This window comes from Paraburkholderia sp. 2C (genome assembly GCF_054589215.1).
Window position 1 is genome coordinate 1 of the sequence record NZ_BAAILL010000020.1, and the last position, 7,872, is coordinate 7,872.

9 protein-coding genes are annotated in these 7,872 nt (G+C 60.3%); 5 read left to right on the plus strand and 4 right to left on the minus strand.

The annotated features are described in order from the left end of the window. Positions 1–284 precede the first annotated feature (284 nt). On the plus strand, positions 285–842 hold the full coding sequence (locus ACYPXD_RS05750) for a hypothetical protein (RefSeq protein ID WP_459708462.1): 558 nt from the start codon (positions 285–287) through the stop codon (positions 840–842). Positions 843–902: 60 nt separating this feature from the next. Here the strand turns inward: ACYPXD_RS05750 and ACYPXD_RS05755 are convergent, their stop codons facing one another. Then, complete coding sequence (locus tag ACYPXD_RS05755) at positions 903–2,063, minus strand: metallophosphoesterase (RefSeq protein ID WP_459708464.1); 1,161 nt, start codon at positions 2,061–2,063, stop codon at positions 903–905. Between the two features lie 265 nt (positions 2,064–2,328). On the opposite strand from ACYPXD_RS05755, the gene ACYPXD_RS05760 reads away from it, so the two are divergent. The 3 genes from ACYPXD_RS05760 to ACYPXD_RS05770 all read left to right on the plus strand — a co-directional run bounded on the left by ACYPXD_RS05760 (position 2,329) and on the right by ACYPXD_RS05770 (position 3,710). Further along, positions 2,329–2,934, plus strand: a complete 606-nt coding sequence (locus ACYPXD_RS05760; protein WP_459708466.1) for an alpha-ketoglutarate-dependent dioxygenase AlkB family protein — start codon at positions 2,329–2,331, stop codon at positions 2,932–2,934. Positions 2,935–3,147: 213 nt separating this feature from the next. Next, complete coding sequence (locus ACYPXD_RS05765; RefSeq protein ID WP_459708468.1) at positions 3,148–3,396, plus strand: AbrB/MazE/SpoVT family DNA-binding domain-containing protein; 249 nt, start codon at positions 3,148–3,150, stop codon at positions 3,394–3,396. Next, positions 3,390–3,710, plus strand: a complete 321-nt coding sequence (locus ACYPXD_RS05770; RefSeq protein WP_459708470.1) for a type II toxin-antitoxin system PemK/MazF family toxin — start codon at positions 3,390–3,392, stop codon at positions 3,708–3,710. Before ACYPXD_RS05765 ends, ACYPXD_RS05770 begins: the two co-directional genes overlap by 7 nt. Before the next feature lie 590 nt (positions 3,711–4,300). Here the strand turns inward: ACYPXD_RS05770 and ACYPXD_RS05775 are convergent. The 3 genes from ACYPXD_RS05775 to ACYPXD_RS05785 all read right to left on the minus strand — a co-directional run bounded on the left by ACYPXD_RS05775 (position 4,301) and on the right by ACYPXD_RS05785 (position 6,626). Further along, complete coding sequence (locus ACYPXD_RS05775) at positions 4,301–4,762, minus strand: phasin family protein (protein WP_459708472.1); 462 nt, start codon at positions 4,760–4,762, stop codon at positions 4,301–4,303. Between the two features lie 58 nt (positions 4,763–4,820). Further along, positions 4,821–5,009, minus strand: coding sequence for a hypothetical protein (locus ACYPXD_RS05780; RefSeq protein WP_459708474.1), 189 nt, complete (start codon positions 5,007–5,009; stop codon positions 4,821–4,823). 624 nt (positions 5,010–5,633) lie between these two features. Then, positions 5,634–6,626 carry a GlxA family transcriptional regulator gene (locus ACYPXD_RS05785; protein WP_459708476.1) on the minus strand — a complete coding sequence of 331 codons (993 nt, stop codon included), beginning with the start codon at positions 6,624–6,626 and terminating at the stop codon, positions 5,634–5,636. A 1,013-nt stretch (positions 6,627–7,639) separates the two neighbouring features. On the opposite strand from ACYPXD_RS05785, the gene ACYPXD_RS05790 reads away from it, so the two are divergent. Continuing rightward, a partial coding sequence (locus ACYPXD_RS05790; RefSeq protein WP_459708479.1) for a hypothetical protein occupies positions 7,640–7,872 on the plus strand: 233 nt, incomplete at its 3' end.

Sequence of the window (7,872 nt, forward strand, 5' to 3'; positions counted from 1 at the left end):
GCGGATTGCCCGTGTGAAAGTAGGTAATCGTCAGGCTCCCCCTCGCAGAAACACTAACCCCGCCCTCATCAGGGCGGGGTTTGTGCGTTTACGGCATTCGAATTCACCAGCATGCCGGCTCCCAAGTACTAACCATCTATGCATGGCTTGCCCGCGATCCTCCATGCGATCCGTAATTACAATTTGACGTTTCTCGAGTTAATTCGGATTCCAAACGTTGACAGGATTCATCTCGAAAAACAAACTGCTGTGCGAGTCGCTGTTGATCAACAACTGAGGATCGCATGAATCAGAAGCCAACCATCGCTGCAGCAATCGCCGGGGTCATCATCGCTCTGGCGCCGTTAAGCCCACAGGCGGCACAGCCTGCCGCATCGGTTGCGTCGAGCGCAGCCATCGCGGGAGTCAGTGTGCTTCAGGCCGAAGGCGTTGTGCAGGCGGTGGATCGCGTTGCGCACACCGTCACCGTGAAAGATGCTGCGAGCGGCCAGGCAACCTTCAACGTCAACCCCGATACAACGAAGCTCGCGGAACTCAAGGCGGGTGACAAGGTACGTGTACGGATGGTTCGCGATGCGGTCATCACGCTGGCGCCGCACGCATCGTCGAGCACAACGGGCCAAAGCGCGGCGAACGCGGATCCGATGGCGCAGAGCAATATCCCGGCGGAGGTTGTGTCGATCGATCAGAAAACTGGCGTGCTTGCACTGCGCGGCCCCAAAGGCACGGTGTTCCACATTCAGGCAAGCAACGCTCTACAGGTGGCTCATCTGTCAGCGGGTACGCATGTCGAAGTCGCCTACGCACCGACTGCGAATGTGTCGGTATCGGCGGCGCAGTAACTCGATAGCGGCGCGCGCGGACGTGGCATCGATCGCCGCGTGGCCGCGCGGCCACGCTTTCTAGACGCCCGCGCTTACCAGCTTGAGTCGCGTAATTTCGGACGGGGCGCCGAGTCGTTTCGGCGGCCCCCAATAACCGGTGCCGCGGCTCGTATAAACCCAAAGCCCATTCAGCCGTGCCAGTCCCGCAGTGAACGGCTGTTGCAGGCGCACAAAGAAGTTCCACGGAAAGAACTGCCCGCCGTGCGTATGTCCGGACAGCTGCAACGTGAATCCGGCATCGGCTGCCGCCTCGGCCGTACGCGGCTGGTGCGCGAGCAGCACCCTGATCAGCACATCGCCGGGGGCGCCTCGAAGCGCGGCCGCCGGGTCGCTGTTATGCGCCGGATCGTAGTGTCCCGCCGAATAGTCCGTCACACCTGCGATCACCGCTTGCGCACCGTCGTGGTCCACCACCACATGCTCGTTGAGCAGCACGTGCAAGCCAAGTCGCTCGAATTCCGCAATCCATGCGTCGGCGCCCGAATAGTATTCGTGGTTGCCCGTGACGAGATACGCGCCATGCCGCGCAGTGAGTTTCGACAGCGGCTGCGTATGCGCGGACAACTGCGCAACGGATCCATCGACGACATCGCCCGTCACGGCGATCAGGTCCGGCTCGAGCCGGTTCACCGCTTCGACGATCGCGTCGACATAGTTGTGCTTGATGGTCGGCCCGACATGAATATCGCTGATCTGCACGATCGTGAAGCCTTCGAGTGCACGCGGCAGATCGTCGATCGGCACTTCGATCGTCACGACACGCGCGCGGCGTCGCGCGTTGATGAAGCCGATGGTCGTGGAGATCAGCGCAAGAATCGGTACCGCGGCCGCACTATGGGTCCGCCATTGGGCGATCGACACCGCATGAGGCCACAGCGCGTCCACCGTTAATAGCGACGCGAGCACGATGTCGCGGGCGAATGTCAGCACGAGCAGCGACGAGAAAAAGCCCATCGCCAACAGGCCAATCCAGGCGAACCGGTCGCCGACCGACTGCTGCTCGAAGCGCCGCGCCAGCATGCCGGCTGGAATCAGCAGACACGACAGCACCAGCCACAGCACGCAGAGCGCCCGGCCGGTTGAACCGATCGGCAGGTCCGGAATGATCCGGAACCCTACATAGAGGTGAAACAGAACACCAATAGAGACAAGACGAACGAAGAACGATGATAGGCGCATGGCAAAGGGATAGCGGGACGCAAGGTGCCGAACGAGGGCGCGCTTTTTCGCGAGGCGGCGTCCTGTATGGGAACGCCGGCCAGTCATTCTACCGGCAGATTTGACGAACGGTTGGAGGGGTAGAAGACAGTGCCGGAAGTCTTCGCAGGGCGATTGCCGCGACGAACGCGCGTAGCGGCGTTTCGGCGGTAACGCAGGTGCGGACGACGGTTCATACTATTTCAATCTCTCAAGACTGTGTGTTCCGCGTTTCGCGATTTTTGCCATGCACGATTTGTTCGACGATTTGCCCGCGCCCGATGTGGCGTGGATTCCCGACTGGCTTGCCCCGGCGACGGCGACTTCGATGCTCGCGCGCATCGTCGAGGAGGTCACCTGGCGGCAGGACACGATGGGCACGCCGGCAGGCCGCGTGCCGCTGCCGCGCCTGACTGCGTGGCAGGGAGAGCCCGATGCCGTCTACGTTTATTCAGGTATCCGCAACGTGCCGGACACGTGGACCGCGGCGGTCGGCGAACTGAAAGCCGCGGCCGAAGCGGCCAGCGGCGCGCGCTTCAATAGCGTGCTGCTGAATCGCTACCGGAGCGGCGCCGACAGCATGGGTTGGCACGCGGACCGGGAGCCCGAACTCGGCAATGCGCCGGTGATTGCGTCAGTGAGCCTCGGCGTCACGCGCACGTTCGACATGCGACATAACCGGACCGGCACGGTGCAGTCGTTTGCGTTGAATAGCGGCAGCCTGCTCGTGATGCGGGGCCGTACGCAGGCGGAGTGGCGGCATCGCGTGCCGAAGGAGCCGCGCGTTCAGGGCGAGCGGATCAATCTGACGTTCCGGTATGTGACGCCGCGCGATGCGAGCGCTCGTGGTTGACGACTCTGGCGTCTATAAAGCTATAGGAAATAAAAAAATTTATGCGCATAAACGCGCGAGCGGGTGATTCAGAGCGTGCGACGTGACTCGTATTCGTCGACGGATGCGAATCCGTCAGATTCGCCCTATGCCATTTGGTCATGCTACGATGTAATAACTTTGTATCTACTTTTCCATACAGTCCTCTTAACATTTTTCAGCCGGGGCGATGCCATGAAAACGACGATCCGCAAGATGGGTAATTCGCATGGTGTGCTCATTCCGAAACCGATTTTGGCCCAGCTGGGACTGGAGGACGAAGTCGATATGCAAGTCGAAGGAAACGCCCTGGTGCTGCGCCGGCCGCAGAAGCGGGCGCGTCAGGGCTGGGCCGAAGCAAGCCGATCGATTGCGTCGGCGGGAGGCGATCGCCTCGTGATGGGCGAGTTCCCGAATGCGGACGACGAGGGGTTCGTATGGTAGAGCGCGGCGAGGTCTGGCTAGTCGCACTGGATCCGACCGCCGGCAGCGAGATTCAGAAGACGCGGCCCTGCGTGGTCGTGTCGCCCCCAGAGTTGAACGAACACCTGAACACGGTGATCGTTGCGCCGATGACCACCGGCAGCAGGGCGGCGCCGTTTCGCGTCGGCCTTACGTTTGCACGCAAGCGCGGGCTGATTCTGCTCGATCAGATTCGCACTGTCGATAAAGATCGGTTGATCAGGAAGGCGGGCGCTATTTCCGATCAGGCGCTGGCCTCGACGTTATCGGGGCTGCAGGAAATGTTTGTCGACTAGGGAGGCAAAACGTGGCTGTGCGAGGGCATGTGTCACGTGTTTTCATGAACGGCTACTGAAGCGGCCGCTTGGATCGATCACAGCAGCGAATATCGGACGCGATACGAGGAGCGTGAGTCAGTTCGAAGTTGCCGCGATGAATTGATTGCGACAACCGGGTGAGCGCCTGGTCGATGGCTCGATCTTTTGGAAATGCGTCACCGGGATGACGTAGTCGTGGCCATACTGAGGCGTCGTGCATAACGCGTCGCGCCAAGTACGCTGGTGCGGTATTCGCCAACGATCCGCACGCGCGGCGCCGTCGCAGCCGGTGTAGTCACACGCGGCGAACCGATCTGCAGGTGATCCGTTTCTCCCCGTGCGCCCAAAAGTACTCCCCAAAAAAGCGGCCCGCTAGTGCGGGCCAAAAAGCGCCTGGACGCGGGGGATAACGCGCGTCCCGGTTACTGCCTTGACTGCCGCATTCGCCATTCCTTTGCGTCGGCGGCAAGCCATCATGCGCTCGCCAGTTCCTGCAGTCGCGTCGGACGTGCCCGGCTGTTTTGCACTTCCCCGGCTCCGCCACGACCTTCATATTGGATTCAACTGTTTCAATCGCCTGACGCGCCGTCTTGCATAGGTTGTCGTACTGCGTGTTGGTTAATCACCGAGTCCAACGCGGCGATGACGGCTTCGGCGGGACCGCGCCCGCTCCTCGCTGCATCGCCGATACAGCGTTGCGCCTTGCGTGCCCGCTTGTGTTGCGCGTCGGCTTGCCCGGTCGGCGAGGCGTGCATACTCATCAGGATGTCGAGCATCCGACGATAATGCGCGGAAAGCTTGATGATGAGCGGCTGCGCGTCCGGTGAAACCACGAAGCACGCCTGCGGCTCCTTGCTCGTCAGCGCGCTTTGCCAATACGCCTGATTGATGTCGAGCAACGTCCTTATCGTTTGCATGTTCAACGCTGCGAACCTATCGATGCCGTTGAAAGACCCGATCGCACAGCAGTACATCGCATCGACTTTCGCTTGCTGTACACCCGTGAACTGCCCGGTTGAGAAATATGTCATCTGGCAAACCCTCGTAGTGGACGCGACCGCTCAAATGCCGCCCGGACCATCCTTCGGATTAACGGAACATATGAAGTAACGCGTGGCCCAAATCGGTCAGGCGCAGGCGCGAGTGAGTAGAGGCGGTACTGTCCGGTTCGACGAGTTTGCGATCGACCAGCGTCCGAAGATCGGCCTGATCGAAGTCCGTCGTTCGTTCGATATGTTTAACGAGCATGAGTGTTGCAAACTCATGGGGGCTTAGCATGCGTGTCTCCTGATTTGCCGAGTTACGTGACGTGTCTCGTGCGTTTCTCGCAGCCCGAGCACCGCTGTCAAATCCGATGGTTGCTTGTCCGGTAACGCTCCGGTCTTAATGTGACCCAAGTCCGATGCGCCGGTATGTCGTAGTTCAGGCTATGTATAAATCTCGAAGTCAATGTATATGATATAGATCACTATCCAGTATGCCGGTTGATTCTGTTTGGACAGGTTTTTAAGCTGTGCGTCAAGACGAACATTCTTGAAAGAGCAATCATTGAATCGTATGCAATCGCAATAAATATTCGACTATCTAATTAATCTCAACTGGCGGGACTGGCGGACCCATTCGTTATGTCAGCCAGTTTGCAGGCGAGGGCATCGCATTACCCAGCGGTTTCGAATTCCGTAAAATCGCGCACATGACGAATTCGTTTCAGCGTGCGAACGAAATGGCGAGTCCGGTCAGCGCGTTCTGGCTCATGTCGAAGATCGTCCGCCTGTCGATGGGTCGACTTTACAGATGGCGGATGCCACGTTATGCCGTCGATGCCAGGGCAGACCGGACGAGTCCTGCGGCGGCCGCTGTGCAAGCACGTCGACAACAACGGCGCAAAGGCGCCGCGGGCGCTCAACTCGAATTCCTGGGCGCTTCCCGACCCATGCGGTAGGCGGTGGGCGTGGTCGCAAGGTATTTTCTGAACAGCTTGGCCAATTGGCTGCCGCTGCCGATGCCGCAGCGGCGCGCGATCTTGTCCACCGGCAGGCGCGACTCGACCAGCATCCGGCAGCTCATGTTCAAACGCGTGTGCAGCAGGTAGTCGGATGGCGTCATGCCCATCTCGCTCCGGAATCGCCGAAGAAAGTTGCGCTCGCTCATAGCCGCGACCTGCGCCGCGTCGTCGATCGATATCGGTTGATCGATGTTTGCCTGCAGCCAGCGCGCGGACGCCATGATCTTCTCACTGACCTGCGGCGCCGCTCTGCCGGCGATGGACGAACCGAAGTGGGACTTGTGCTCGGTCGCAACCGATTCGGCCACCAGTAGAGCCAGGTCCGGTCCGAGATCCTCCTCGACGATCCGCAACGCGGTGGGTACCGCGCCTGGCGCCTCGCCGATTCTTTTGGGCGGGTAAATGTTTCTATGATCGGTCTCGATTCGCGGGCGATAGCGACTCGGCAGGCCGGCTGCTTCCAGCAGAAGCCGGCCTTCCGCAATTGGATGAACGATTTCGCTGAAAGGGTGCCTGCTGCGCAGCCAGACTCTCAGACGCTCGTCCTGGCAAGCCTGTTGCGCACCCGCACCACCGGCAATGAAGAGTAAATGCGCGTCATTGGTGCCTCGGTGCGAATTGACGTCCTCGGTCCAGACGAAGACGGACGATGAACTCGCGATGCGGCCACCGGCAGCCGACCACAGCGAGACGTCATAACGTGAGCGTGCGGCCTGTCCTGGCGTGACGAACACAAACTCATTGGCCTTCTGGAAAATTTCGATGATCACAGCAATGCCGGGGAGCGCAAACCCATTGAACATGGCGATGTCGATACGCGTAGTCCTGTCCGCCCTAGCCAGCGAGGTGCTTTGCCGCGACGCGTGCGGCACGGTTTGATTCAGCTCCATTTTAATATTCCCCGGATATACGTAGCGTTCAGAGCTTCCTTCGTGACCGTCATCGGCGCATACTATACAGATGCGTCTACCGCTGTTATTGAATGGCTGAATTAGCCAAGATGTTGGCTGCTCGATACATAAGTAAACAATGAGTTAACTTAGATGTTGCCAATTTCTCATATAAAATCGATCCATGAATAGCATATATTCAGTGCGTATATGAAAAATACATGGAGTTGAAGCGCGTTAAGCTAATCCGACTCTCTGAAAAACGATTGGGCGAAGTCAGCGCTTGTGCGATTGCGCTGTTGGCGGTTGCAGAGGCGAGCAAAGCGATAAGAAAGAGGGGCTTAAGAAAGCGGCGGCTTTCTTTAGGGGCACGCTTGGCTTGTGGCCGGGGCGCATAGAAAGGCGTTGATGGCATCGCCTAACGGGCTCTTAAGCCAGTTAGGGCAACTTCCATGCGTCGGCCGGGTGAGGTGCAACGTAACCGGCCTCCTGAACGTGCCGATTCGAGCGGGCTGACCAGCAGCGCGTGCACAAGGCATCGGTCCATTCCGAGCGCGCAGGTCGACTTATCGATTTCATGGGCGCGACCGGTTGTACGTCGAAGCGTCGAGGCAACTTCTCGAACTCTGTGCATCGGACGCCAAGCTTCAACGGTATCGGCAGGTACCCGTTAGCGACTCTTTGTCCGACCGTGCGGCCGTTCATTGCGCCATCTACTGCGCAAAGCCGTCGTAGATGAAAGGCCCGAAAACGAGCACGCTCGTGTCCCCGGAAAGCACGCGAGAATACCCGCGACCCGCGACTTGCGACTTGCGACTTGCGACCCGCGACCCGCGACCCGCGACTTGCGACTTGCGACCCGCGACTTGCGACCCGCGACTTGCGACTTGCGACTTGCGACTTGCGACTTGCGACTTGCGACTTGCGACTTGCGACCCGCGACCCGCGACCCGCGACCCGCGACTTGCGGGCCGCTGGCTGCGAATGTCCGTGGGCGCGGTTGCTCGTGCCTAGTGTCCGCCGCCGCCACCACCGCTGCCGCCACCGCCGCCACCGCCGCCACCTCTCCCGTAGCCGCCGCCACCTCCAAAGCCGCCACCGCCGTGGCCGCCGCCGTAACCACCGCCGTAACCACCGCCATGACCGTGACCGCCGCCGTGGCCGTCGCCGCCGTGGCCGTCGCCGCCGTGGCCGTCGCCGCCGTGGCCGTCGCCGCCGTGGCCGTCGCCGCCGTGGCCGTCGCCGC

Bases quoted from the DNA above. Each gene is read 5' to 3' on its own strand.
- ACYPXD_RS05785 (WP_459708476.1), bottom strand. From the start codon at position 6,626: ATGGAGCTGAATCAAACCGTGCCGCACGCGTCGCGGCAAAGCACCTCG.
- ACYPXD_RS05750 (WP_459708462.1), top strand. From the start codon at position 285: ATGAATCAGAAGCCAACCATCGCTGCAGCAATCGCCGGGGTCATCATC.
- ACYPXD_RS05775 (WP_459708472.1), bottom strand. From the start codon at position 4,762: ATGACATATTTCTCAACCGGGCAGTTCACGGGTGTACAGCAAGCGAAA.
- ACYPXD_RS05780 (WP_459708474.1), bottom strand. From the start codon at position 5,009: ATGCTAAGCCCCCATGAGTTTGCAACACTCATGCTCGTTAAACATATC.
- ACYPXD_RS05755 (WP_459708464.1), bottom strand. From the start codon at position 2,063: ATGCGCCTATCATCGTTCTTCGTTCGTCTTGTCTCTATTGGTGTTCTG.
- ACYPXD_RS05770 (WP_459708470.1), top strand. From the start codon at position 3,390: ATGGTAGAGCGCGGCGAGGTCTGGCTAGTCGCACTGGATCCGACCGCC.
- ACYPXD_RS05760 (WP_459708466.1), top strand. From the start codon at position 2,329: ATGCACGATTTGTTCGACGATTTGCCCGCGCCCGATGTGGCGTGGATT.
- ACYPXD_RS05765 (WP_459708468.1), top strand. From the start codon at position 3,148: ATGAAAACGACGATCCGCAAGATGGGTAATTCGCATGGTGTGCTCATT.